Genomic DNA, 22465 nt, shown 5'->3' on the forward strand with positions numbered 1-22465 from the left:
CGCCTTGACCGATCGGCCCGCATGCTGGCAGATGGTTCCGTATGGTGTCCAATCGACGCGAAGCGTCTGGACTGAAATGGGAATGGGGTAGGGTGGACCAAAGGCGGCACCCGAAGCCCCAACCGCCCCCGCGACTGTAAGCGGCGAGCGGCTTTCCAATGGCCACTGGGGCTCAAGCCCCGGGAAGGCGGAAGGCACGCAGCGACCCGCAAGTCAGGAGACCGGCCATGCGGAATGAAACGACAGACGCCGTCGGGTGGACGGCAAGGAGAGACAGATGAACGCAATGACCCAATCCGCCGCCAAGACGTCCACCGGGCTTCTGTCGGTGATCTTCGTTGCCCTCGTGGGTGCGACGCTTCTCTTCGTCGCGGGCCACGCCCAGTCGGCGGCGCTGCACGACGCCGCGCACGATATGCGCCACGCGACCGGTTTCCCCTGCCACTGAGCAGGCGCTGACGGTCTGAACCAATGATCCAGCGCATGCTGGCCGGCGGGCTTGTCGCCGGCTTTGCGGCAGGCTTGTTCGCAGCCCTGCTGCATTTCGCGTTCATCCAGGAACTTATCCTTGTGGGTGAGCAGTACGAAACCGGCGCCATCATCCATTTCGCCGAAACCGGCGACAGCACAGCGTCGCACGACCACGCGCCTGGTGAGGACGACGAACATGCGCATGGCGACAGCGGCGCCGAAGGCTCCGCGTTCGCGCGCAACGCTTTGACGGTGCTGTTCACCGGGCTCATCTATGCGGCCTACGGCCTGATCCTCGTTGCCGGCTTCGCGTTGGCGGAGCATTTCGGCCGCCGGGTCGAAGCGAGCCACGGCGTGCTCTGGGGTATCGCGGGGTTCGCCTCACTGCAGCTTGCCCCCGCGATGGGACTTCCGCCCGAACTGCCCGGTACGATTGCGGCCGAACTCATTCAGCGCCAAGTCTGGTGGCTCGGGACCATTCTGGCGACCGGCGCCGGTCTCGCCTTGCTGGCGTTCGGACGTGGTCTGCTGCCGGCAGTCATCGCGGGAGCGCTTCTGGCCGCGCCGCACGTGATCGGCGCGCCGCACCCCGATCAGTACTGGGGTGTCGCCCCGCCCGAAGTGGGAGCAGAGTTCGCGGCGCGTGTCCTGGGTGTCGGTCTTGCCGCTTGGGCCGCGCTCGGCTGGCTCGCGGCAAGACTCTGGTCGGCACAGAGTTAAGCGTAAACCTTGACTCCGGCCGCGATGGCCGCGAACACGGCCCGGCCAGCGGGCCGCGTTTCATTTCAGGGTAGCACATGATCGAACTCGTTCTCGTCGGCATCGGAACCGGCAATCCCGACCACCTGACGCGCCAGGCAATCAAAGCGCTGAACGCGGCCGATCTGGTGATGATCCCGCGAAAGGGCCAAAACAAAGCCGATCTGGCGGAGCTGCGGCGCGCGATCTGCGCCGAGGTCATAACCAATCCGGCGACACGCCTCGTGGAATTCGACCTGCCCGTGCGTGATCTCGCAACGCCAGACTACCGGGCGCGCGTGGATGACTGGCACGATGCCATCGCGGCGGTCTGGAAAGAGACTATTCTGGCGGAATTGGGCTCTAAGGGCAGTGCGGCACTTCTGGTCTGGGGTGATGCGTCGCTCTATGACAGCACGCTCAGGATCGCGGACCGGGTCGCGCGCGTCCTACCGCTGACCGTGCGGGTCATTCCCGGCATCACCTCGCTTCAGGCGCTGACGGCGGCACACGCGATGCCGCTGAACGAAATCGGTGCGCCATTCATCGTGACGACCGGCCGGCGATTGCGCGAGGAAGGCTGGCCGAAGGGCGTGGACACCCTTGCCGTCATGCTCGACGGGGAGTGTTCATTCCAGTCGATCGCGACGGAAGGCGTGACAATCTGGTGGGGCGCCTATGTCGGGATGGCCGAGGAAATCACGCTGTCCGGGCCTCTCGATAAGACGTCGCAAAGGATCATCGAGACACGAGCCGAGGCGCGCGACCGGCACGGCTGGATCATGGACATCTACATTCTGCGCAGGGCCTGAGCCGTCAAGCGTTGCGGATCGTGTCGCCGAGTTGCAGGACCGGTGTCAGTTCCACGATTTCGCCGCCGATCAATCCCGATCCCGAGCGCCCGGCGACGATCTGCGCCGCGCGGCGGCCGATCTCGTGACGGCAGGCGTCCATGGTCGCCAGCTTGCGCGGAAGCCCGTCCAATAGGTCGACGCCGTTGAACCCCGCAAGCCCAAGCTTGCCGGGCACGTCGATCCCTTTTTCCAGACAGTAGAGCAGCCCGCCTGCCCCGATCATGTCGTTGGAATAATAAAGGAAATCGAGGTCGGGCGTGCGTGACAGGATTGCCTCCGTCATCTCCCGCCCCTTCAAGAGCGCCGAACCGCCCGAGTAAAACTCCTTGTCCGCAAGCTCGACGCCGGTTTCGGCGAGCCCCGCCTCGAAACCCTCAAGCCGCTTCCGCGCCCGGTAGTCATGCGGCATCTTCGTGCCGAGAAACCCGATCCGGAGATATCCGGCCCGCACGATCGCGCGCGCCATCTCGAGCCCCGCGCGCCTGTGCGAGATGCCGACCACGCTGTCGATCGGCTCACCGTCCACATCCATGATCTCGACGATCGGGATGCCTGCGTTGCGGAGCATGGCGCTGGCCGCCTCGGTATGCTCCAACCCGGCAACGATAACGCCCGACGGCCGCCATGACAGCATCTGGTACAGCACTGCCTCTTCGCGATCGGCCAAGTAGTTTGTGACGCCGAAGACCGGCTGCAGGCCACTGTCCTCGAGTTCTTCCGAGATACCTCCCAGCACGTCAGGGAAGACGAGGTTCGACAGGGAGGGCACGATCACAGCGACGAGGTTAACGCGCTGCGACGCGAGCGCACCGGCGATCTTGTTGGGCACGTAGCCAAGCCGCTTGGCGGCCTCAAGCACGCGCTCGCGCGTCGAATCCGAGACGTCGCCCCGGTTTCGAAGCACGCGGCTGACAGTCATTTCCGATACGCCGGAGGCTTCGGAGACATCGCGAAGCGTCAATGCGCGGCGGGATTCGGGCTGTCCGCTACGGCTCACTTGGTCTTCCCCGGGGCTGTGGTCTTTCGCCCTGATTAGCGCCATTGGTCGGGCTTGTCCAAGCAAAGACGCCGGGGTGATTGCGCTGCGGATTGGCGACCGGTAAATCCAATGCGGCGCCCGCGAGGCTTGCAACCGTAACCGTTTGACGCGAGAACGTCGGCAGCGGCCCCGTAGCTCAGGGGATAGAGCAACCGCCTCCTAAGCGGTAGGTCATAGGTTCGAATCCTATCGGGGCCGCCAGCCGTCCTTTTGTACGCCGCCGGAAAGCTGTTACTCTCGGCCCAAGCGGAGGTGGCCATGCGGAAAATCCAGGCTCAGGGCGTCCATCACATCACGCTCGTCGGGGCGGACCGTCAGACATCGATTGATTTCTGGGAGGGACTGTTGGGAATGCCCTTCATTTTCGATCAGCCCAATCTCGATAATCCGGGCGAGGGACATCTTTACTTCGATCCAGGCGACGGGCGCCTTATCACAATTTTCACGAACGAGGATCGTGTTCCGGACCCTGCGCGCAAACACCCCACGCCGGGGGACGTCCATCACATCGCCTTCGCGGTCTCGCATGCGAGCTTTGCGCAGGTTGCGCAGCGCCTCGACGACCGCGGCATCGCGCATTCCGGCGCGAAGGACCGAGGCTTTATGGATTCGATCTATTTCCGCGATCCAATGGGCCTTCTCATCGAGCTCGCCAGCTACCGGTTCGAGCCGCCCAGCGGCCATTCCCATGCCGAAGTCTTGCACGAGGCGCACCTGATCCGCACCGCGTGTGGCGACGCGAACATCACCGAGTTGCATCTGGCCGATGCGATCGAAGCGCTGGTCGAGCGCAGCCAGCGCTCGCTGTCGGAGGACCGCAATCCGAAAGATCCCTATTCGCGAGACTGACCTGCGTTCCGCGCTAGCCGGTCCAGCCGAGTCCGGCCGCGATGCAGTTCATCGACTGCATCAGCGGGACCGAGATCTTGGCGGTCCGGCCCTCGCGCCGGTTGCGCAAGAGTTCGACCTGCAATCGGTTAATCTGGTCGAGTTGTCCGCGCACCCGCTCGAACCGGGCGCGCATCTTCGGGAACCGTGCGCCGATTTCGGCGCCCCCGTTTAGGAGCCGGACAGCTTCCGCCGAGCGCCGGAACTCAGTCTCGATCGCGGCGAAGACGCGCTCGCCCGTCTCTGCGTCTTTCACCAGCGACGCGTAACGCCGCGCAATTCCCATGTCCGACTGGAACAGCCCCTTTTCGACCTCGTCGACGATGAGTCGGAAGAGCCGGTGCTGCGCCACGATCTCTTCCAGAAGCGCATCGCCCCGCGCGCCGCGGAACCGGCGGAACGACTCGATTGCCGAGCCGAAACCGTACCAGCCGGTGATAAGATGTCGGTTCTGCGACCACGCGAAGACCCAAGGGATGGCACGCAGATCGGCCAGGCTTTGGGCCCCAAACCGCCGTGCGGGCCGCGAGCCCATCTTGAGGAGTGCAAGCTCTTCGACCGGGCTGGCCTGCTGGAAGTAGTCGAGAAAGCCCGGCATGCGCAGAAGGTTGCCATAGCTCGTCTGGGAAATGCCGGACAACGCCTCGAGCGCATTGTCATGCTCCGGGTTGACCACGATCTCGTCGCGATTCAGCGAGTGGTCGAGCACCGAAGAGGCCAAAAGCTCCAGATGGTTAACCGCCGTTCCCCGGTTGGCGTAGTTCGACGAGACGACTTCGCCCTGCTCGGTCAGCCTCAGCCGGCCGTCGATGGTTCCCGCCGGCTGCGCCGAGATCGCCCGGCCCGTCGGCGCTCCGCCGCGACTGACCGATCCGCCGCGGCCATGAAAAAAGACCGGGCTCATTCCATGACCCGCGATCGCTCGCGCGATCTTCCGCTGGGCCTTGTGAAGCTCCCAGGTCGAGCAGACGAATCCGCCGTCCTTGTTGCTGTCGGAATAGCCGACCATCACTTCGAGCTGCCCCGCGAGATTGCCCAGGCTGCGCTTGGCGAGCGGAACCGACAGGAGTTCGTCCAGGATCACCGGCGCCGCCTGCAGATCACCAATCGTCTCAAAGAGGGGCACGACCCGCAGGTCGAGCTTCTCGGCCCCGAAACCTGCATAACGCGCAAGCAGGAAGACGCCGAGCAGATCGTCGCTCGATCTGGTCATCGATAGGACGAAGGGGCCGATCGCCTCCGGGTCCGGACCGCTCTGCGCGGTCTTCATCAGGGCCAACAGGGCAAGGATCTCGCACGTCTGCTCGCTCAGCGTCGAGAGCTCGGGCACGATCAACTCCGCCCACGCCAGTTCTTGCCGGATACGGGCCGACCATTCGGGGGAGCCGTAGGACGGGACGGGTTCGCCTCTGGCCTTGCTCCAGATCTCGGCGATGGCCGCGGTCGTGACCGTCGAATTCTGGCGCACGTCGAGTGTGACCGTTCGGAAGCCGAAGACCTTGGCCTGCCAGCGGATCGGCCGCACGAAGCGTTCCGACAGGCGGTCCGCGCCGATTCCGTTTAGCACCTGTTCGACGCGGAGGAGATCGGTCACGAAATCGTCGACATGCCGGTACCTCCCGCCGCTTTCTTCGGCTGTGGCGGCGATCCGCAGGCTGATCGCCGTGAGGGCCTGGCGGAACCTTTCTCCGGGGTTGCGTCGCTTGAGATCGTCGGACTCCTTGGCTGACGACACGATCGCGTCAAGCGTGCCGGATTGCTCCGGGCTTAGTTCAGCGATGGAGGAGCTGATGCTGACCCGGGCGGCGGCCAACGCGAGCGACTCCTGGTAGCAGGCAAGGATCGCACCGCGTGACCGGCAAAGGGCATCCCGTGTCACTTCAACGTTGACGTTCGGGTTTCCGTCGCGATCCCCGCCGATCCAGGAATGGAACTTGACGCACGGCCGCGCGGACTCGATTGTGCCGAAGCGCGCCGTCACGGCGGCCTCGAACCGCTCGAAAAGCTGCGGCACTGCGTCATAGATACTGTCGCGGAAAAACTGCAGGCCCCACTCGATCTCCGCCGTAAGGTCGGGGCGCTCCATCCTGAGTTCACCGGTGAGCCACAGCAGATCGATCTCGCTTTCGATGTCGCGGAGCAGGTTCTCGGCTTCGCGCGGCGTCCAGCGCTGCGTCTCAAGCGCGACGAGCGCGCGATAGATGCGGCGGTGGATTTCGAGAACCGTGGTGCGCTTGGCTTCGGTAGGATGCGCGGTAAGCGTCGGCCCCACCGACAGCCTGTCGGCGAACGCCCGGAACCCGGCCGCGCTCTGGCCGGGCTCCAATCGTGAGAGGACTTGGGCGAAACTTCCCGCCACCGCGTCGGGACCGGCGCTGGTTTCAAGCTGCCGCCGGCCGCGCATCGCGGCGTTTTCTTCGATGATCTTCAGAATCTGGAACCAGATGTTGGCAGCCTGAAGATGCGGGATAGCCGCGTCGCCCGTGGGCAGATCAGCTTCTTTCGCGTCGAGGAACGCCAGAACCTGCGGCGCGCGCCGGCTGATGACGTTGCGCCACAGGCGCATCAGATCGCGGCGCAACTCGTCGGCGTAGGGCGAATCCGCCGTCTCGGTGCCGTCGAGTGCCTGAACCGCGAGTCCCATGACCTCACGCCACCTTGTCGCGCGGATCGCGCCCCGCAAAGAAGTCCTGCAGATTCTCGAAGACGCGGAAGCCCATTGCCTCGCGGGTTTCGCGCGTGGCCGATCCGAGATGCGGCAGCATCACCAAGTTATCTGCGCCGAGCAGTTCCGGCGGGATCGCCGGCTCGCGTTCGAACACGTCGAGACCGGCGCCACCAATCGTGCCGAACCACAGCGCCTGCGCCAGCGCGTATTCATCCACTACCTCGCCGCGCGCGGTGTTGATCAGGAAGGCCGACGGCTTCATCAGGTCGAGCCGGCGCGCATCGATCAGATGCCGATTGGCGGAACCGCCGGGGCAATGGAGCGAGACGAAATCGCAGCGCGGAAGCAGGTCTTCGACCGTCGGCACCTGCTCCGCGTCGTAGCGGGCGAGAATTTCCGACGCGACGGCAGACCGGTTCTGGACGAGGATCTTCATTCCGAACCCGTGATGGGCGCGCTGCGCCATCGCCTGGCCGATCCGTCCGAAGCCGATGATGCCGAGCGTCGCGCCCGACACCTTGCTGCCGATCAGATGCGTCGGCCGCCAGCCGGTCCAGCGCCCCTCGCGCAACTCGCGCTCGCCTTCGCCCGCCCGCCGCGCGGCCATCAGCATCAGCGTCATGGCGATGTCGGCGGTGCATTCAGACAGGACGTCGGGCGTGTTGGTCACCGCGATGCCGCGCGACTTCGCCGCAGCTGTGTCGATATGGGCGAAGCCTACGCCGTAATTCGCGAGGATCTTCGTCCGCGCCTCCGGCAGGTCGAAGACCTGCGCCGGAAGCTTGTCCGTCACGGTGGGCAGCACCGCGTCGTAGTTCGCCAAGGCCGCGCGCAGATCGGCCAGACCCAGGGGCCGGTCGTCGCGATTGAGCGTGAGCTCGAACGCCTCCGCCATCTTGGCCTCGACCGCCTTGGGCCAGGCCCGCGTGACAAGCACCCTGGGTTTCGCCATTCTCGCCTCCCTCAAGCGGCTTTCTTCATCACCCGCGCGACGGTCTCGCCGATCGCCGAGGGGTGTTCGGCCACGGTGACGCCTGCCGCCGACAGGATCTCCACCTTCTCGCTCGCGCTTTCGCCGAAGGCCGAGATGATCGCGCCGGCATGGCCCATCGTGCGGCCCTTGGGCGCGGTCAGACCCGCGATGTAGGCGATGACGGGCTTCGTCATGTGGTTCTGGATGAATTCGGCCGCCTCGGCTTCCTGCGGGCCGCCGATCTCGCCGATCATGCAGACGACATGGGTGTCGGGATCGGATTCGAACCGCTCGAGGATGTCGCGAAACGAGGACCCGTTGATCGGGTCGCCGCCGATCCCGACCGAGGTCGAGACGCCGATGCCGCGATCCTTCAGCTGCTGCGCCGCCTCGTAGCCAAGCGTGCCCGACCGGCCGACGATGCCCACGTTGCCCGGCAGGTAGATGTGGCCCGGCATGATGCCGAGAAGCGCCTTGCCCGGGCTGATCGTCCCGGCGCAGTTCGGACCCGTGAGCGCCATCCGGCGGTCCTTCGGATAGCGGAACATGTAGCGCTTCACGCGGATCATGTCCTGCGCCGGGATGCCGTCGGTCACGCAGACGCAGTAGCGGATGCCGCCGTCGGCCGCTTCCATGATCGAATCCGCGGCGAAGGGCGGCGGCACGATGACGAGCGACGCATCCGCGCCGGTCGCGGCGACGGCTTCCTTCACCGTGTTGAAGACCGGCACGCCGTGGACGCTCTCGCCAGCCTTACCGGGCACGACGCCGCCGACGACATTGGTGCCGTATTCGATCATTTCCTTGGTGTGGAACTGCGCGATCCGCCCGGTGATGCCCTGGACGATGACGCGGCTGTTTCGGTCGAGAAGGATGCTCATCAGATCGCCCTCAGCTTGGTGTTCTGCGATTGGTCGTTCTTCCAGGCCGTGACCGACCGTTCCGCCGCCTCCATGAGCGAGGTGGCGCGGATGATCGGCAGGCCCGACTTGGCGAGGATCTTCTGGCCCTCTTCCACGTTCGTGCCGGCGAGGCGCACTATGACCGGCACGTCCACGGGGTTCTGGGTCAGCGCCTGGACGACACCTTCGGCGACCCAATCGCAGCGGTTGATGCCGGCGAAGATATTGACGAGCACGGCCTGCACATTCTGGTCCGACAGCACCAGCTTGAAGGCCTTGGCGACCCGCTCCGGCGTTGCCCCGCCGCCGATGTCGAGGAAGTTCGCGGGCTCCCCTCCTGCAAGCTTGATCGTGTCCATCGTCGCCATCGCGAGGCCCGCGCCGTTCACGATGCAGCCGATATTGCCGGTCAGCCCGATATAGTTGAGCCCACGATCGGCGGCGCGGCTTTCGCGCGGGTCTTCCTGGCTCTTGTCGCGCAGTTCAGCCACATGGGGATGGCGGAAAAGCGCGTTGCCGTCGAACGTCATCTTCGCGTCCAGCGCGAGGATGCGCTCGTCCGAGGTGATGACGAGCGGGTTGATCTCCACCATGGTCGCGTCGAGCTCGGTGAAGGCGCGGTAGCAGCCGAGAAGCGTGCGCACCATCTGCTGCGTCAGCGCCGTTGGGATGCCGAGCGCGAAGGCGATCTCGCGCGCCTGGAATTCCTGCAGCCCGACCGCCGGCTCCACCGTGGACCGCACGATCGAGTCCGGCCGCTCGGCCGAGATGTCCTCGATCTCCATGCCGCCCTCGGAGGATGCGACGATCATCACCCGCTGGCTCGAGCGGTCGAGCACGAAGCCGAGGTAGATCTCGCGCTCAAAGCTCACCGCGGCCTCGACATAGACGCGGTAGATGCCCTTGCCCTCCGGCCCCGTCTGGTGCGTGACCAGCGTCCGACCGAACATGTCGGCGGCAGCGTCGAGGATCTCGTGCTCCGAGTCGCATAGCTTCACGCCGCCCGCCTTGCCGCGGCCGCCGGCATGGACCTGGGCCTTGACGATCCAGCGGTTGCCGCCAAGCTCGCGGGCCCGGTAGGCCGCCTGCTCGGGGCTGTAGGCCAGCGCGCCCTGCGGTACGGTCACGCCGAAGCCCGACAGAATCTCCTTGGCCTGGTATTCGTGAATGTCCATCCGAGCCTCCTTGCCCGCCGTTATTCCGCCGCGAGAGCGGTCTGGTAGTGCTGATCCAGCGCCGCCTGGACCTTCGAGATATCGACTTCCCCGCCGAGGTATTGCATCGCCGCGGCAAAGCGCATGGCGATGTCGGTGATCGCCGGCACCGAAAGCTGGTTGAGGATGCCGATGCGGACCTGCACGGGCTCGGACAGCGTCGGCCAGATGCCGAAGCCCTTGGCGCGGCAGTTCTGCACCAGCTCCTTCTCGCGGCCCGCGAGCGCGTCGGGCAGGTTCAAGACGACGAGGCTCGTCATGTTCGACGTGACCTTGCAGCCCATCGCGGTCACGGCGGCGCGCAGCGCGGCCTCGTGCATCGCGTAATCCGCGGCGCGCCGGGCGCGGCCGTGCTGGAGCGTGATCCGAAGCGCCTCGTGGAAGGCGGCGACAGCATAGCCCGAATGGGTGCGGTGGTAGCTGCCGGCGGCCACGTCCTGGCCATCGACGATGCCCCAGTGCCGCGCCTCGAGTATCGGATGATGCACGTAGGAATGGCAGCCATTCGACTTGACCTCGGCGATGTAGCGGTCGGTGAAGCTGACCGGCGCGTAGGTGAGCGGCAGGCAGAGCACGCCCTTCTGCGGGCAGGACGCCCATCCCACGACGCCGGGATAGTCGTCGATCGAGAAATCCTCGATCCCGAGGGACGAGACGGCATCGACAAGGCCCATGATGTCGTGGCGTTCGCAGGCGTCGGAGAAGCCTCTGAGGTCGTTGATCCGGCCCGACCCCGTTTCCCAATGTGCCATGAACGCCCATTTCGGCTGTTTCGCAGCGAGTGTCTTTTCGATGATCTCGCCTGTCACCGACTGGCCGTGCGGCACGGTGACGATGGTGACCGAAGCCGGCTGCGGGTCCATCGGGTTGGCCTTCAGTTCCTCCCGCGTCGCGGCCTTCATGCGGATCGTCAGCCCGTCGAGGCCAGAGAAGGTGCCGTTCACGAACGCGACCACCGTGTCGCCCGGCAGAAGCGCGCCCAGCATACAGTCGAGCCCGGAAAAGCCCGTGCCGCCGACGCCGTAGGTGTAGGTGTTATTCGTGCCCCAGACTGTTCGCAGCATCTTCTTGCACTCGATCATGCCCCTCAGCACATCGGCCTGCATGTGGTCGGCAAGACCCGACTGCGCAAAGCGTGCCAGAACGCGCGCATCGGTGTTGCCCGGGCCGGGGCCGGCGGCCAACGTCTCTGGGATATTAAGTTGCGGGAAGATCGACATGTCATTCCTCCGTGAGGCCTCGGCGGGTTCGGCTCTGGGATGTGCCGGTGGAGTCCGGCGGCTAACAGGGATGTTCATATGTCCTCTTGCCGCTACGTCACAACCTGCGTTACTCCTGCCTTTGGGTATCCAGATGTATTGGAAAAAACCTACCCAATTAGGTGTGAATGCGATAGTATACCAAAAGAGTGCCCACCCATGCGGGTAGGTTCTTGCAAAAGATTGAATGAATGCAGAAGGTTATCGCCGACACCGCCCCGATCGCCGTTTCACTCGCGGACGCCAATCCGCTTGTCCTCTCGGCCATGTCCGAGATCTTCGACCGCGATCCCCGATTCTCGCTCGTCGCGACGACAGCGACGGCCGAGGGCTTCCTCGGCGCGGTCATGCGGGTGCCGGTCCAGGTCGGAGTGATCGACTGGAACCTTCCGGCGCTCGGCGGCCAGAAGCTAATCGAGGTGCTGCGAGAGCAGGCGAACGCGCCGCGCCTCGTCGTCTACGGGGACGATCCGAAGGGCGATCTTCCGCGCCTCGCCATGCTCGCCGGCGCCGCCGGCTTCGTGTCGCGCACCACGCCGGTCGAAAAGCTTCTCGACACCTGCCTCGCCGTCGCGGCCGGTCAGATGGTCTTCCCCTTCCTCGATGTCCGCGAGCTGCAGGCCGATCCGATCCACAGCCTGACCCGGCGCGAACGGGCGCTTCTCGAGGCGCTGGCGACCGGGCTCACCAACAAGGATCTCGCCCGCGAATTCGACATCTCGGCCAACACCGTGAAGTTCCACCTGTCGAACCTGTTCGAGAAACTCGGCGTCAAGAACCGGGCCCAGGCGATCGCGTTCTTCTACTCCTCCCGGCTTCCGGGAGAGGGGAAGCAAGATCGCTGAAGGATGTTTCACAGCGTCATTCTGTCGCGCAACATCGTTGCTTGACAGCGAAGGAAAATTTCGACCTTGAATCGCGCCCGTCACGCTACGGCAACCTCAAAGGACGCATCCCATGAGCTTCCACGTCATCCAACAAGCACCGGCCAGGCTTAATCGAAGCGAACTCGCCGTTCCCGGCAGCGCTCCCCAAATGTTTGAAAAAGCGGCGAAATCCGATGCCGATGTAATCTTCCTCGACCTCGAGGACGCGGTCGCTCCGGACGACAAGGCCGAGGCGCGGAAGAACATCATCAAGGCGCTGAACGAGGTCGACTGGGGTACGAAAACGATGTCCGTGCGAATCAACGGGCTCGACACACATTACATGTACCGGGACGTCGTGGACGTCGTCGAACAGGCCGGCGAACGTCTCGACCTGATCATGATCCCGAAGGTCGGCACCGCCGCCGACGTCTACGCCGTGGACATGCTCGTGACCCAGATCGAGGACGCGAAGGGCTACAAGAAGCGGATCGGCTTCGAGCATATCATAGAAACCGCGCTCGGGATGCAGAACGTCTCGGACATCGCCGCCGCCTCGAAGCGGAACGAATCGCTTCACTTCGGCGTCGCCGACTATGCCGCCTCGACCCGCGCACGGACCACGATCATCGGCGGTGTGAACCCGGATTACGCGGTCCTGACCGACAAACTCGACGACGGCTCGCGCGATGTGCATTGGGGCGATATGTGGCACTACGCGCTCGCCCGGATGGTCGTCGCGGCGCGCGCCAACGGCCTGCGTCCGATCGATGGCCCGTTCGGCGATTTCTCAGATCCCGATGGCTACAAGGCGGCAGCGAAGCGCGCCGCGGTGCTCGGCTGCGAGGGCAAATGGGCGATCCACCCGTCGCAGATCGCGCTCGCCAACGAGGTGATGAGCCCCTCCGAGGCCGAGGTGACCAAGGCGCAACGCATTCTGAAAGCGATGGAAGAGGCCGCCGCCGAAGGCAAGGGCGCGGTCTCGCTCGACGGCCGCCTCATCGACTATGCTTCGATCCGCCAAGCCGAAGTGCTGGTCGAAAAGGCGCGCCAGATCGCGGCCGCGTGACCGTGGTCGAGGCGCTTCGCGAACGGGCGAAGGAACTGTTCTCGGCGGCCTGCACGGCCGCCGATCCCGCGCATGCGCTAAGGGCGGCGTTGGACACGAACCCGCCGCCCCGCCCGGATCCGGGCGGCAGCTATCTTCTTGTTGCCGTTGGAAAAGCCGCCCTCCCGATGGCCGAGGCGATGCTCGGCCATCTCGGCCAATCCGCCCGCGAAGCGCTTGTGATCACAAACTACGAGAATGCACGTGACCTGCCCGGCGCGCGCGTGATCGCGGCGGGTCATCCGGTGCCCGACGAGAACGGTGCGCGCGGTGCCGACGAGGTCGCGGCGCTCCTATCCTCGGCGACAGGCGAGGATCGCGTCATCGCGCTAATCTCGGGCGGTGGGTCGGCTCTCCTGCCAGCTCCGGCCGAAGGGCTGGGGCTGTCCGACAAGGCCGAGGTGAACCGGTTGCTCCTCGCCCACGGCTTCGAAATCACCGAGATCAACCTCATCCGCCAGCAGCTTTCGCGGCTGAAGGGCGGCGGCATGCTGCGCATTGCCGCGCCCGCCCCGGTCACCGCCTACATTCTCTCCGACGTCATTGGCGACGATTTACGGGTCATCGCCTCTGGCCCGACCGTCGCCCCGATCGGGACGCGGGCTGAGGCGCGCGCGCTGCTCGAAAAGCGGGGCGTCTGGTCCCAACTGCCCGCACCCGTCCGCGCCCATCTCGAACGCGCAAGACCCGACGAGCCGCCGTCGCCGCAGGCCACGAACATCCTGATCGGCTCCAACCGCAAGAGCCTTGAGGCCGTCGCCGAAGCCGCCGCCGGTCTCGCGCCGCAAATTGTCAGCGACCAGCTGACCGGAGACGTGGCAGATGCCGCCAAGATCGTCACCGACTCCGTGCGCAGTGTGCCGAAGGGACGCGCCGCCTGCCTGATCTTCGGCGGCGAGACGACCGTGACGCTCAAGGGCGACGGGCTCGGCGGGCGCAACCAGGAACTGGCGCTGCGCGTCTCGCTCTCCATGCCCGATCTCGGCCGCGACTGGGTGTTCCTGTCCGGCGGCACCGACGGGCGCGACGGTCCGACCGAGGCGGCGGGCGGCTTCGTCGATGCCGGCACCGCAACCCGCATCCGCGCCGCCGGCAAGGACCCGGATGCGCTGCTGGCCAACAACGACAGCAACGCCGCGCTCGCTGCCGCCGGAGACCTGCTCGTCACCGGCGGCACCGGGACGAACGTCGCCGACGTCCAGATACTCCTGCTCGGTCCGTAGCGCCTAGCCGAAATCCACCGCGCGGTCGCCCTTGGCATCCTTCACCCGCGTCGGCAGGCCGATGCGATTGAGGAGGTTGATGAATGGTTTGGGGTCGAGATCCTCGACATTGGCCATCTTCTTGACGTCCCAGTCGCCCTTCGCGATCAGGATCGCCGCGGCGACAGGCGGAACGCCCGCGGTATAGGAAATGCCCTGAGAGCCAACTTCCTCATACGCCTCCTTGTGGTCGGCGACGTTGTAGATGAAAACTTCCGTCTCCTTGCCGTCCTTCGTGCCCTTCACCAGATCACCGATGCAGGTCTTGCCCGAATAGCCGGGCGCCAGCGAGGCCGGGTCGGGCAGCACGGCCTTGACCACTTTCAAAGGCACGACCTCGAGGCCCTCGGCGGTCGTCACCGGCTGTTCGGACAGCAGGCCGATCGACTTCAAGACCGTGAAGACGTTGATGTAATGATCGCCGAAGCCCATCCAGAACCGCACATCGGCGTCCTTGTAGCGGTTGGCCAGCGAATGCACTTCGTCATGCCCGCTCATATAGGCCTTCTGCTTGCCGACGACCGGCAGGTCCCATTCGCGGCCCACCTCGAACATCCTGTTTTCCTTCCACTTGCCGTTCTGCCAGGAATAGACCGTGCCGGTGAATTCGCGGAAATTGATCTCGGGGTCGAAGTTCGTGGCGAAATACTTGCCGTGCGAACCGGCATTGATGTCGACGATGTCGATCGAGGTCATCTTGTCGAGATACTGGTCCTCGGCCAGCCGCGCATAGGCATTCACCACGCCCGGATCGAAACCCACGCCGAGGATCGCGGTGACGCCCGCCTTCTCGCAGGCCTCGCGCTTCTTCCATTCGTAGTTCGCGTACCAGGGCGGGGTTTCGCAGATCTTGTCCGGCTCCTCGTGGATCGCGGTGTCCATGTAGGCGGTGCCTGTCTCTATACAGGCGTCGAGGACCGACATGTTGACGTAGGGTGTGCCGACATTGATCACGATTTCGGCGCCCGTCTTGCGGATGAGGTCGGCAACGGCCTTCGTGTCCATCGCATCGACCGCGTGGGACTTGAACGTGCCGGGCACCTTCATCGACTTCTTTTCGTCGACCGAGGCGATGATGTCGTCGCATTTCGACGCGGTGCGGCTCGCAATGTGCAGGTCGCCCAGAATGTCATTGTTCTGGGCACACTTGTGCGCCACGACCTGCGCGACACCGCCGGCGCCAATGATCAGCACGTTCTTTTTCACTTCGGCTGTCTCCTATTTTGAGGGGCCAGTGGAAGGGGCGAGCGTAACACGCTCACGACAGGCTCGAGGCGTAGTCCTCAAAGCCAAACTCGCGGACAAGTCGGATGGACCCGTCGAGTTCCCTTATGGCGATCGACGGCATGTTTACGCCGTTGAACCAGTTCTTCTTGACCATCGTGTAGCCGGCTGCGTCCTGGACAGAGATCCGGTCGCCGATATTCAGGCGCTCGGGGAACCGGAACTCGCCGAAGATGTCCCCGGCCAGGCAGGACTTGCCGCAGACCATGTATTCGTGCTCGCCCTCATCCGGCGCGATCTTGGCATTCTCGCGGTAGATCAACAGGTCAAGCATATGCGCTTCGATGGACGAATCCACGATGGCGAGGTCCTTGCCATTGTTCAGAAGGTCGAGAACCGTGACCTCCAGCGTCGTCGAATTGGTGATCGCCGCCTCGCCGGGTTCGAGATAGACCTGTACGCCGAATTTCTCGCCGAAGGCTTTCAACCGCCGGGCCAGCCGGTCGACCGGATACCCCTCGCCCGTGAAGTGGATACCGCCGCCGAGGCTGACCCATTTCACTTTTTCCAAGAGATCGCCGAACTCGGCCTCGATCCGGCCAAGCTGGTGGTCGAAGAGGTCGAAATCTGCGTTCTCGCAATTGTAGTGGATCATGAAGCCCGAAATTCGGTCGATGACTTCGAGGATCTTCACCGCATCCCATTCGCCGAGGCGGCTGAACGGCCGAGCCGGGTCGGCAAGGTCGAATCCGGAGGTCGAGAAGCGCGGATTCAGGCGCAGCCCGCGTTCGATATGCGCGGCGCGGTTACCGAAACGCTCCAGCTGGCCGATCGAGTTGAAGATGATCTTGTCGGCGTACCCCACCGCTTCCTCGATCTCGTGATCCGCCCAGGCGACAGAATAGGCGTGGGTCTCCTTGCCGAACTTCTCTCGTCCGAGGCGGAGCTCGTAGAGCGACGACGAAGTCGTGCCGTCCATATGCTCGCGCATCAGGTCGAAGGCCGACCAGGTCGCGAAGCACTTGAGCGCCAGCAGGGCTTTCGCTCCGGAACCGTCGCGCAACCGGTCGATGATCTCCATGTTGCGAAGAAGCTTCGCCTTGTCGATCAGATAGAAGGGTGTCTGGATCATCGCGCCCCCCAACCGGCCAAAGGGAAGGGCCGGTATAAGAGCCGTGGCCCCCCGGCGCAAGCGGTTCAGATCATGCGGATCGCGTCCTTGTCGACGGCGAGCATATAGCCGCGCCGCGCGATGTTCTTGACGAGAAGCTCGCTCACCATCTGGTTGCCCAGCGCGTCCCTCAGCCGCTTGATCCGCATCGCGCCGGCGCTCTCGTCGCAGTCGGCGGAACTCTTGCCAGAAATGACGGCCTCGATTTCTGCACCTGACAAGACATCATCGTCCATCCGCGCCTCGGCCAGAACCGACAGCGTCTCGACCGCCGCCGGTGTCAGCTTGAACTCCATGTTGTTCAGCACGACAGCGTTCTCGGCCCGGCTGATCAAGAGCGACGACACCTGGATACCCTGCCGCTCGATCTCGCCCATGCGGCGGTTCAGTGCGACGATCATCAGAAGGAAGACGAGCGCCGCGATCAGAAGGCCCGTCGCGAAGATGAGAAGGATGAAGATCACCATCCGGTAGCTCGTCAGCACGGCCGAAAAGGCGGTGCCGGACTGGGCAAGGATCTCAAGAAGCTTGATTTGCTCGCCTGTCGTCAACGCGTCGTTCTCGACGAAGATGCGCTCCACACGCGCATTGAAGGCATTGGCATCCGGAAGCGAGAGGAACAGCAGCACTGCCGCGAGCGCGAGGATCGCGACAATCGCGGCAATGCCCCAGATTACGATCCGGTTGCCCGAGCGCAGCGCGTCCGATGCCGCGAAATTCGTGTCTGCCAAGTCCGTCCCCCGGCGTCAGATCATTTCGACGCAAGGATGGACACAATGGCGAGCAGGGTCCAGCCCTGCTGTGCGAGCTTCGGCGCCAGCGCCGCCGCCGCCGCTTGTTTGGACGCGCAGGCCGAGTCGGGGAGTGAGGCCACGCCGAAGTCGAGCTTGAGCGGGTTGTCCCGCTTCGCCTTGTACTCGACACGGCACGCCGCCGAAGCAGGTTCTGCGGCCAGTAGCGCGATCAGCGCGAGAAGGGGAATGGTCTTGCCTGTCATGGTGCCGACAACCTGACCCGGCGCGCCCGGCTAATCAATAACAAAGGCGTCGCGGGCCACCGTTATCGGATAGCGGGGCGGCGTTATTGCCCTCTTCGGGCGGACGGGCCGAGGCTGGCTCCATCGAACTACGGGGCCCCAGGCGCCCCGCATCATCTGGGAAAGGAGAGAGACCATGTTCCGCCGACTGATCGTTGCGATCACCGCCGCGGCGCTCGCCCTTGGCCCGATGGCCGCGGCTCCCGCCGCCGCCATGAGCGACAAGGACCGCAAGGCGCTCGCGCTCCTGCTGGGCGCGGCCACGCTGGGGATCGTGATCCACCACAACAACAAGAAGAGCAAGAAAGAGAAAGCCCAGGCCGCGTCACGCAACAATTTCAACGTGCACCGGCACGACGACGATGACGACCGCTGGCGCCGCCACGGCAATTACGGTTATCGCGACAAGCGCCGCCACGCCGTCATTCCCGCACAGTGCGTCTTCCCGATCCGCGGCCAAGGCGGCCGGCGCGATGTCGTGTCCGAGCGCTGCATCATTGAGCTCGGTGCCGCGCATCGGCTTCCCAACGACTGCGCGTTCCGGATTCGCGATCAATGGGGCAGCCGCACCGTCTACGGCACAAGTTGCCTGCGCGACCGTGGCTGGCAGATCGCCAACGTGCGCTGAACGGGATTCTTTCGAGCAGCGGACGCGGGACTCCTTGACCAAGCGTCCGACCTGGGGCGGAGCCATCGGCGCCGCCCCCTTTTCTTGTTTCGGCTTGCGGCCGTGTCGGTTTCGCGCGATCACGCGATATGGCGAACGAACCCGATTTCACGTTCGAGGAGGCCGCCTTCGCGCGCGGAGCGTTCCGCGTCGCGGGCGTTGACGAGGTGGGCCGGGGTCCGCTCTGCGGTCCTGTCGTCGCGGCTGCAGTACGCCTCGACCCCGCGCGAATTCCCGAGGGGCTGGACGATTCCAAGAAACTGACGCGGGCGCGCCGCGAGGCCCTGAACGAGGCCCTCGCCCAGACCGCCGACGTGTCGGTCGGTCTCGCGAGCGTCGAGGAGATCGACGCGCTCAACATCCTTCAGGCGAGCCATAGTGCGATATGCCGCGCGGTTCGAGGGTTGTCGGTAGCGCCCGACCACGTGCTTGTCGACGGGAACCGCGTACCCGGCGATCTGGCCGGTTCGGCCGAAGCGGTCGTGAAGGGCGATGCGCGGTCCCTGTCCATCGCCGCCGCGTCGATCGTCGCCAAGGTGTGGCGCGATCGCCTCATGGTGGATTTGGCGCAACAGCATCCGGGCTACGGCTGGGAAAGAAACGCTGGCTACCCGACGAAGGACCACCTCGAGGCGCTCCAAAATCTCGGTGTGACCCCACATCATAGACGTTCGTTCAAGCCAGTGCACCACATCTTGTATCAAGCCAAATCCATAAGCTCTTGATTCAAAAAAGAATTTGACGGCGAATCGCTCCTGACTCATCTTGGGATCAACGAGAACGGCACCAATGCCGGGGACGAGGCAGCGATGACGAAAACCATCACGAAGGGGGCCGTGGGGCTTCCGCTCAATCAGATCATGGCCGGTGACTGCATCGAGATCATGCGGTCTTTGCCCGCAGACAGCGTGGATCTGATCTTCGCCGATCCGCCCTATAACCTGCAGCTTCGCGGCGACCTGCACCGGCCCGACAATTCAAAGGTCGACGCGGTCGACGATCATTGGGACCAGTTTGACAGCTTCAAGGTCTATGACAAGTTCACGAAGGACTGGCTTTCGGCCGCGCGGCGTCTCCTGAAGCCGGGCGGCGCGATCTGGGTCATCGGCTCCTATCACAACGTCTTCCGCATGGGTGCGGAGTTGCAGAACCAGGGGTTCTGGATTCTGAACGACGTGGTGTGGCGCAAGTCGAACCCGATGCCGAACTTTCGGGGCAAGCGGTTCACCAACGCGCATGAGACGCTGATCTGGGCGTCGAAGTCCGAAGGCGGCAAGTACACGTTCAACTACGAAGCGTTGAAGGCCCTTAATGACGGCGTGCAGATGCGGTCGGACTGGGTGATCCCCTTGTGTACCGGGCACGAGCGGCTGAAGGATGGCAATGGCGACAAGGCCCATCCGACGCAGAAACCCGAGGCGCTCTTGCACCGTGTTCTCGTGGGCACGACCAATCCGGGCGACGTGGTCCTCGACCCGTTCTTCGGAACCGGCACGACGGGGGCCGTGGCCAAGATGCTCGGCCGCGACTTCATCGGGATCGAGCGCGAGCCGTCCTACCGCGACGCCGCCGAGGCGCGAATCGCGAAGATCCGCAGGTTCGACCGCGAGGCGCTCGAGACCTCGACCTCGAAGCGCGCCGAACCGCGCGTGCCGTTCGGCCAAGTGGTCGAACGCGGCATGCTCAGGCCCGGGGAGGAGCTTTACTCGATCGGCAACCGCTATAAGGCCAAGGTGCGCGCTGACGGTACGCTGATCGGCAACGACGTGAAGGGCTCGATCCACCAGGTCGGCGCGCATCTCGAAGGGGCGCCCAGCTGCAATGGCTGGACTTACTGGCACTTCAAGCGTGACGGCAAGCTCGTGCCGATCGACATCCTACGCCAGCAGATCCGGGCCGAGATGGACGAGACGCGCCCGCACTGAATTTCACAAGTTACCGCCGGTGCCTGTGGCCTGACCACGGCACGACCTTGCCCCGCCGGATTGCATCCCCGGCGGGGTTTTTTTTGCCTTTCAACCACTGCAGTGCCGGACGCTCGATCAAACGATCGGGATGCCGGGTCATGGGTCCGGGTCCCGTCGAAGAGTACTATCCGTACCGTCGTTTTATCCTGGGAGGAGGGAATGGACAGCGTGACCGATACTGGCCCCGCCGAAGTCTACGAACGCGCCTTCGTGCCGGCGCTTTTCGCGCAGTGGGGACCGATACTGGCCGAGGCTGCCGGGGTTGTGCCGGGTGCCCGAGTGCTCGACGTGGGCTGCGGAACCGGTGCCGCGACCACGGCGGCGGCGCGTAGCGCCCAGCCGGGCGGCCGGGTGATTGGGCTTGACCCGAACGCGGACATGCTCGCGGTCGCGCGGCGCAAGCCCGGTATCGAGTGGGTCGAGGGCCGCGCGGAGACCCTTCCGTTTCCCGACGCGAGCTTCGACTCTGTGATGAGCCAGTTCGCCATAATGTTCTTCGACGACCGCGTTGCGGCGCTGAGAGAGATGGCACGGGTGCTCGCTCCCGGCGGCCGGATGGCCGTCGCGGTCTGCGGCGCGCTCGAGGCGTCTCCCGGTTACCGCGTCCTTGCGGCGCTCCTCGATCGTCTCTTCGGGCGAGATGTCGGGGACGCTTTCCGGGAGCCCTTCGTTCTCGGAAGCCGCGAGGCGCTGCAAGCGTTGGCGGCTGGAGCAGAGTTGCCGCGGGCGACCGTCACTGAGCGGGTCGGCAGCGTGCGCTTCGACTCGATCGCTGATCTCGTGGCGACCGAACGGGCCTGTGTCTGGACGCTCGGCGGGCTGCTCGACGACGATCAGTTCGCCCGTTTGCGCGACGCCGCGGAGAACGAGCTCCGGCCGTTTGCGCAGGACGACCGCATCGCCTTCGACATGCCGGCCCTCATCCTGACCGCACATCTCTGACCGTGAGGCGCGCGCCTCCGGCGGGCAGACCTGGACAATGAAGAGGCGGGCTCAGCTTGCGCCCTTTGGCATCGGCAGGCGGGCATTGTTGTAGTCCGACCAATCGGTGATGTCGGGATAGTACGTCTTCCGCCAGGCGCGGACCCGTGGGTTCATGCGCCGCCGCCACAAGGGCGGGATCATGGCGAGCGCCGTCATCGCCGGATAGCCGAAGGGAAGCTGCGGGGCCTCGTTTGTGCTGTAGGTCTGGAGAAGCGGGAAGCGGCGGTCGGGCTTCCAGTGGTGGTCCGAATGGCGCTGGAGATTGATCAGGAGCCAGTTCGAGACCTTGTGCTCGGCGTTCCAGGAATGTCGCGGCAGGACGTGTTCGTACTTGCCGTCCCCGAGGTGGCGGCGGGTGAGACCATAATGCTCGATATAGTTGACGAGTTCGAGCTGCCAGATCGCGACGAAGGCCTGCCACAGGAAGAGACTGAGCCCCGCCCAGCCGCCGAATATGAAGGCCAGCGCTAGGGCGACGAGCTGCAGGGCAGCGTAGCGCCAGAACGGATTCGACCGGTGGAAGGGCCCGCGACCGGCGCGGGCGAGAAGCTGGGTCTCCGCGCGCCACGCAGAGCCAGGTCCAACCTTCAGGACTCGGAAGAAGGCGCGGTGAAAGCCTTCGTTGTAACGCGCAGTGACGGCGTCGCGCGGCGTGCCGACATAGCGATGGTGGACGAGCAGGTGTTCGGTCCGGAAATGGCTATATAGGACGATGGCCAGCAGCAGATCGCCTAGCCAGCGTTCGAGGCGATTCCTCTGATGCATCAGCTCGTGCGCATAGGTGATGCCGATCGAGCCAGAGATGACGCCCATGCCGAAGAAGAGAACGACCTTCTCCCACCCCACGAGATGACCGATGCGCGTTACGTACCAGATAAGGCCATAAAGCGTGGCCGCCTGGACCGGAAACCAGATGAGCGTGATGAGCCGATGCCAGAACAACTCGTTCTCGGGCGTCTCGGTGTCCGCATTGCCCTTTTCCAACCCCGCGATCGCGTCGAGGATCGAGGTCACGATCCAGCCGTAGACCGGCAGGAGCCAGACGGTCCAACCGCCAAATGCTGCGCCGATCATGGCCAATGGAACAAGGACAAGCGACAGCCAGAACGGCAGGGCCGGGGTCAGGCGCTGGGCCGGAGCAGTGGTCGGTTTATCAGTCATGTTTCTGGGCGGG

The 22465-nt window shown here is 64.7% G+C and carries 22 protein-coding genes, 1 tRNA gene and 1 riboswitch; of the genes, 12 read left to right on the forward strand and 11 right to left on the reverse strand.

The window, feature by feature from the left end; all coding sequences use genetic code 11:
- Positions 1-25: 25 nt before the first annotated feature.
- Positions 26-244, forward strand: a riboswitch (cobalamin riboswitch).
- 33 nt (positions 245-277) lie between these two features.
- From DEA8626_RS14105 to cobF, 3 genes are all read left to right on the forward strand, one after another.
- Positions 278-448 (forward strand): CbtB domain-containing protein, encoded by a 171-nt coding sequence (locus tag DEA8626_RS14105; RefSeq protein ID WP_108853869.1) that lies wholly within the window; start codon positions 278-280, stop codon positions 446-448.
- 23 nt (positions 449-471) lie between these two features.
- On the forward strand, positions 472-1191 hold the full coding sequence (locus DEA8626_RS14110) for a CbtA family protein (protein WP_108853870.1): 720 nt from the start codon (positions 472-474) through the stop codon (positions 1189-1191).
- Between the two features lie 77 nt (positions 1192-1268).
- Positions 1269-2021, forward strand: a complete 753-nt coding sequence (gene cobF, locus DEA8626_RS14115; RefSeq protein ID WP_108853871.1) for a precorrin-6A synthase (deacetylating) — start codon at positions 1269-1271, stop codon at positions 2019-2021.
- A 4-nt stretch (positions 2022-2025) separates the two neighbouring features.
- Here cobF and DEA8626_RS14120 read toward each other — a convergent pair whose 3' ends face one another.
- On the reverse strand, positions 2026-3060 hold the full coding sequence (locus DEA8626_RS14120) for a LacI family DNA-binding transcriptional regulator (protein WP_281261496.1): 1035 nt from the start codon (positions 3058-3060) through the stop codon (positions 2026-2028).
- 167 nt (positions 3061-3227) lie between these two features.
- On the opposite strand from DEA8626_RS14120, the gene DEA8626_RS14125 reads away from it, so the two are divergent.
- Together DEA8626_RS14125 and DEA8626_RS14130 are read left to right on the forward strand one after the other, a co-directional pair.
- Positions 3228-3303 (forward strand) — tRNA-Arg (locus tag DEA8626_RS14125).
- A gap of 57 nt (positions 3304-3360) precedes the next feature.
- Positions 3361-3951 (forward strand): VOC family protein, encoded by a 591-nt coding sequence (locus tag DEA8626_RS14130; RefSeq protein ID WP_108853873.1) that lies wholly within the window; start codon positions 3361-3363, stop codon positions 3949-3951.
- 13 nt (positions 3952-3964) lie between these two features.
- On the opposite strand, the gene DEA8626_RS14135 is transcribed toward DEA8626_RS14130, so the two are convergent.
- Genes DEA8626_RS14135 through DEA8626_RS14155 form a run of 5 tightly spaced genes read right to left on the reverse strand, consistent with a single transcriptional unit; the run spans position 3965 to position 10967 of the window.
- Positions 3965-6634, reverse strand: a complete 2670-nt coding sequence (locus tag DEA8626_RS14135) for a phosphoenolpyruvate carboxylase (protein ID WP_108854064.1) — start codon at positions 6632-6634, stop codon at positions 3965-3967.
- A gap of 4 nt (positions 6635-6638) precedes the next feature.
- The gene (locus DEA8626_RS14140) at positions 6639-7610 is read right to left on the reverse strand and encodes a 2-hydroxyacid dehydrogenase (RefSeq protein ID WP_108853874.1); all 972 of its coding nucleotides are present in this window, start codon (positions 7608-7610) and stop codon (positions 6639-6641) included.
- Between the two features lie 11 nt (positions 7611-7621).
- Positions 7622-8512: a succinate--CoA ligase subunit alpha gene (gene sucD, locus DEA8626_RS14145; RefSeq protein ID WP_108853875.1), complete on the reverse strand. Its 891-nt coding sequence runs from the start codon at positions 8510-8512 to the stop codon at positions 7622-7624.
- Positions 8512-9708 carry a malate--CoA ligase subunit beta gene (locus tag DEA8626_RS14150; RefSeq protein WP_108853876.1) on the reverse strand — a complete coding sequence of 399 codons (1197 nt, stop codon included), beginning with the start codon at positions 9706-9708 and terminating at the stop codon, positions 8512-8514. The genes sucD and DEA8626_RS14150 overlap by 1 nt, the downstream gene beginning before the upstream one ends.
- A 20-nt stretch (positions 9709-9728) precedes the next feature.
- Positions 9729-10967, reverse strand: coding sequence for a pyridoxal-phosphate-dependent aminotransferase family protein (locus DEA8626_RS14155; RefSeq protein WP_108853877.1), 1239 nt, complete (start codon positions 10965-10967; stop codon positions 9729-9731).
- 230 nt (positions 10968-11197) lie between these two features.
- Between DEA8626_RS14155 and DEA8626_RS14160 the strand changes: the two genes are divergently transcribed.
- From DEA8626_RS14160 to DEA8626_RS14170, 3 genes are all read left to right on the forward strand, one after another.
- Entirely contained in the window at positions 11198-11851 is a 654-nt protein-coding gene (locus tag DEA8626_RS14160) for a response regulator transcription factor (RefSeq protein ID WP_108853878.1), read from the forward strand.
- Positions 11852-11963: 112 nt separating this feature from the next.
- The gene (locus tag DEA8626_RS14165) at positions 11964-12941 is read left to right on the forward strand and encodes an HpcH/HpaI aldolase/citrate lyase family protein (RefSeq protein WP_108853879.1); all 978 of its coding nucleotides are present in this window, start codon (positions 11964-11966) and stop codon (positions 12939-12941) included.
- A complete protein-coding gene (locus DEA8626_RS14170) occupies positions 12938-14203 on the forward strand; it encodes a glycerate kinase type-2 family protein (protein WP_108853880.1) in 1266 nt (421 codons plus the stop codon). The genes DEA8626_RS14165 and DEA8626_RS14170 overlap by 4 nt, the downstream gene beginning before the upstream one ends.
- A gap of 3 nt (positions 14204-14206) precedes the next feature.
- On the opposite strand, the gene DEA8626_RS14175 is transcribed toward DEA8626_RS14170, so the two are convergent.
- The 4 genes from DEA8626_RS14175 to DEA8626_RS14190 all read right to left on the reverse strand — a co-directional run bounded on the left by DEA8626_RS14175 (position 14207) and on the right by DEA8626_RS14190 (position 17634).
- Positions 14207-15448, reverse strand: coding sequence for a saccharopine dehydrogenase family protein (locus DEA8626_RS14175; RefSeq protein WP_108853881.1), 1242 nt, complete (start codon positions 15446-15448; stop codon positions 14207-14209).
- 52 nt (positions 15449-15500) lie between these two features.
- A complete protein-coding gene (nspC, locus tag DEA8626_RS14180) occupies positions 15501-16598 on the reverse strand; it encodes a carboxynorspermidine decarboxylase (protein WP_108853882.1) in 1098 nt (365 codons plus the stop codon).
- 65 nt (positions 16599-16663) lie between these two features.
- Entirely contained in the window at positions 16664-17368 is a 705-nt protein-coding gene (locus DEA8626_RS14185; RefSeq protein WP_108853883.1) for a winged helix-turn-helix domain-containing protein, read from the reverse strand.
- 20 nt (positions 17369-17388) lie between these two features.
- Entirely contained in the window at positions 17389-17634 is a 246-nt protein-coding gene (locus DEA8626_RS14190) for a hypothetical protein (RefSeq protein ID WP_108853884.1), read from the reverse strand.
- A 175-nt stretch (positions 17635-17809) separates the two neighbouring features.
- On the opposite strand from DEA8626_RS14190, the gene DEA8626_RS14195 reads away from it, so the two are divergent.
- The 4 genes from DEA8626_RS14195 to DEA8626_RS14210 all read left to right on the forward strand — a co-directional run bounded on the left by DEA8626_RS14195 (position 17810) and on the right by DEA8626_RS14210 (position 21249).
- A complete protein-coding gene (locus tag DEA8626_RS14195; RefSeq protein ID WP_108853885.1) occupies positions 17810-18301 on the forward strand; it encodes a hypothetical protein in 492 nt (163 codons plus the stop codon).
- A gap of 128 nt (positions 18302-18429) precedes the next feature.
- Positions 18430-19065, forward strand: a complete 636-nt coding sequence (rnhB, locus tag DEA8626_RS14200) for a ribonuclease HII (RefSeq protein ID WP_108853886.1) — start codon at positions 18430-18432, stop codon at positions 19063-19065.
- 84 nt (positions 19066-19149) lie between these two features.
- A complete protein-coding gene (locus tag DEA8626_RS14205; RefSeq protein WP_108853887.1) occupies positions 19150-20265 on the forward strand; it encodes a site-specific DNA-methyltransferase in 1116 nt (371 codons plus the stop codon).
- A gap of 201 nt (positions 20266-20466) precedes the next feature.
- Positions 20467-21249 carry a methyltransferase domain-containing protein gene (locus DEA8626_RS14210; RefSeq protein ID WP_108853888.1) on the forward strand — a complete coding sequence of 261 codons (783 nt, stop codon included), beginning with the start codon at positions 20467-20469 and terminating at the stop codon, positions 21247-21249.
- 51 nt (positions 21250-21300) lie between these two features.
- On the opposite strand, the gene DEA8626_RS14215 is transcribed toward DEA8626_RS14210, so the two are convergent.
- Positions 21301-22452 (reverse strand): alkane 1-monooxygenase, encoded by a 1152-nt coding sequence (locus DEA8626_RS14215; protein ID WP_108853889.1) that lies wholly within the window; start codon positions 22450-22452, stop codon positions 21301-21303.
- Positions 22453-22465 lie beyond the last annotated feature (13 nt).

The sequence above is a fragment of the Defluviimonas aquaemixtae genome, from assembly GCF_900302475.1.
Taxonomy (GTDB): Bacteria; Pseudomonadota; Alphaproteobacteria; order Rhodobacterales; family Rhodobacteraceae; genus Albidovulum; species Albidovulum aquaemixtae.

Bases quoted from the DNA above. Each gene is read 5' to 3' on its own strand.
- DEA8626_RS14105 (WP_108853869.1), top strand. From the start codon at position 278: ATGAACGCAATGACCCAATCCGCCGCCAAGACGTCCACCGGGCTTCTG.
- DEA8626_RS14110 (WP_108853870.1), top strand. From the start codon at position 472: ATGATCCAGCGCATGCTGGCCGGCGGGCTTGTCGCCGGCTTTGCGGCA.
- cobF (WP_108853871.1), top strand. From the start codon at position 1,269: ATGATCGAACTCGTTCTCGTCGGCATCGGAACCGGCAATCCCGACCAC.
- DEA8626_RS14130 (WP_108853873.1), top strand. From the start codon at position 3,361: ATGCGGAAAATCCAGGCTCAGGGCGTCCATCACATCACGCTCGTCGGG.
- DEA8626_RS14135 (WP_108854064.1), bottom strand. From the start codon at position 6,634: ATGGGACTCGCGGTTCAGGCACTCGACGGCACCGAGACGGCGGATTCG.
- DEA8626_RS14140 (WP_108853874.1), bottom strand. From the start codon at position 7,610: ATGGCGAAACCCAGGGTGCTTGTCACGCGGGCCTGGCCCAAGGCGGTC.
- sucD (WP_108853875.1), bottom strand. From the start codon at position 8,512: ATGAGCATCCTTCTCGACCGAAACAGCCGCGTCATCGTCCAGGGCATC.
- DEA8626_RS14150 (WP_108853876.1), bottom strand. From the start codon at position 9,708: ATGGACATTCACGAATACCAGGCCAAGGAGATTCTGTCGGGCTTCGGC.
- DEA8626_RS14155 (WP_108853877.1), bottom strand. From the start codon at position 10,967: ATGTCGATCTTCCCGCAACTTAATATCCCAGAGACGTTGGCCGCCGGC.
- DEA8626_RS14160 (WP_108853878.1), top strand. From the start codon at position 11,198: ATGCAGAAGGTTATCGCCGACACCGCCCCGATCGCCGTTTCACTCGCG.
- DEA8626_RS14165 (WP_108853879.1), top strand. From the start codon at position 11,964: ATGAGCTTCCACGTCATCCAACAAGCACCGGCCAGGCTTAATCGAAGC.
- nspC (WP_108853882.1), bottom strand. From the start codon at position 16,598: ATGATCCAGACACCCTTCTATCTGATCGACAAGGCGAAGCTTCTTCGC.
- DEA8626_RS14190 (WP_108853884.1), bottom strand. From the start codon at position 17,634: ATGACAGGCAAGACCATTCCCCTTCTCGCGCTGATCGCGCTACTGGCC.
- DEA8626_RS14195 (WP_108853885.1), top strand. From the start codon at position 17,810: ATGTTCCGCCGACTGATCGTTGCGATCACCGCCGCGGCGCTCGCCCTT.
- rnhB (WP_108853886.1), top strand. From the start codon at position 18,430: ATGGCGAACGAACCCGATTTCACGTTCGAGGAGGCCGCCTTCGCGCGC.
- DEA8626_RS14205 (WP_108853887.1), top strand. From the start codon at position 19,150: ATGACGAAAACCATCACGAAGGGGGCCGTGGGGCTTCCGCTCAATCAG.
- DEA8626_RS14210 (WP_108853888.1), top strand. From the start codon at position 20,467: ATGGACAGCGTGACCGATACTGGCCCCGCCGAAGTCTACGAACGCGCC.
- DEA8626_RS14215 (WP_108853889.1), bottom strand. From the start codon at position 22,452: ATGACTGATAAACCGACCACTGCTCCGGCCCAGCGCCTGACCCCGGCC.